Annotated in this window: 1 protein-coding gene; it reads right to left on the bottom strand. The window is 56.6% G+C overall.

The features are described from left to right. Positions 1–1,298, bottom strand: a 1,298-nt coding sequence (locus M989_RS23925; protein ID WP_064549241.1) for a carbohydrate porin, incomplete at its 3' end; no start/stop codon positions are given. Positions 1,299–1,320: the final 22 nt, after the last annotated feature.

The raw sequence follows: 1,320 nt of genomic DNA, 5'->3' as shown, positions 1-1,320 counted from the left end.
ACCTGACCGCCGGTCACGTAGAAGCGCAGCATCGGGCGGAATTCCGGGCCCATGCCGATCGCGATGTTCTGCGACAGCGTCAGCTTCCAGCCGTGGTTGTCACCGCCTTTGTCGTAATCAACACGCTGGTAACCCGCTTCCAGCCAGGTGGAGTGCACGTCGTTCCAGAAGTACATCGGACGCACAATCGCGCCGTAGTTTTTACGGTTGTCGGTGTTGTCTTTGCTGTTGTCGTAGTCGTGGAACGCCAGCAGGTATTCCACCTGCGCCTGCTGGGTGAACTTGTAGTTACCCTCGAAGCTGGCGTAGATAGCGGTCAGACCGTCGGTTTTGTTGAACACGCTGTTATCCGAGTTATCGGAGTAGCGCAGGATAACCTTGTTCACGCCGCTGTCATCGCTGTTGGTATGGCTTAACAGCAGGCCGCCCTGCCAGGCATCGAGCTGCTTGTCGTTATCCACCGCTTTGGAGTCGAAGCCGTAGTTGGCGTACACCTCTACGTCGATCGGGCCCGCTTTGATGTTGTGGGTTTTGGTGGTCAGCGCGTAGTGGCCGTCGTCACCGGTGTCGGAGTTACCGGTACAGGTGATGCGCGACGGGTTCGACTCATCGGCCATCACTTCCGGACTACAGGATTTCACCTGAGCCACCGTGGCCACGTCGAACTGCACGCCGCCAATATCAAAGTTTTTCACCCCGGCGCCCTGGCCGTCGTGGTTCATCCAGAAGTAGTCGTTGATACCCTGTTGCGGACGCTGGTGGAAGTCACGACCGGCCCAGATATAGGCGTTCGGGTTGGATTCCAGCACGTTGGTCACGCCGACGTAGGCCTTTTTCAGGTTCACTTCGTCGCTCCAGTGGTCGAACATCACGTTGATGTCCCAGATCGCGCCTTTTTCGCTCTTGAAGGCCTTGGTGAGCTGGAATTCGCCGCCGTTGCCTTCGTTACCCAGACGACCGATCGCCGAGGCGCCGTTATAAGAGCCGTCCACGCCGACGTATTTCTGATCGCCCGCCTGGAAATGCGCGCCGTAGCGCGCGTAGCCGCTGAACTTCAGGCCGAACGGTACCGCCATATCCGGCGTCGCCGCCGCGGTTTGCGGGTTGGTTTCCAGATCCACTTTCTTCGCGGCAGCAGCGTCCATTTTGGCCTGACGATCCGCCAGTGCTTTATCGACGGCTTTGGCCACAATGGCGTCGATTTGTTCCTGAGTAAATTCTTGTGCCATTACAGAGGAAAGAGGGCAAAGTGCGGCAATAACCGCCATAGCTAAAGGAAGTTTTTTTACAGTTTTCATGGTTATCTCAAATTAATTAATT

The organism is Kluyvera georgiana ATCC 51603, from assembly GCF_001654985.1.
GTDB classification, from domain to species: Bacteria; Pseudomonadota; Gammaproteobacteria; order Enterobacterales; family Enterobacteriaceae; genus Kluyvera; species Kluyvera georgiana.
The sequence above is the reverse complement of the archived record's forward strand: the minus strand, read 5'-3'. Positions and strand labels throughout refer to the sequence as shown.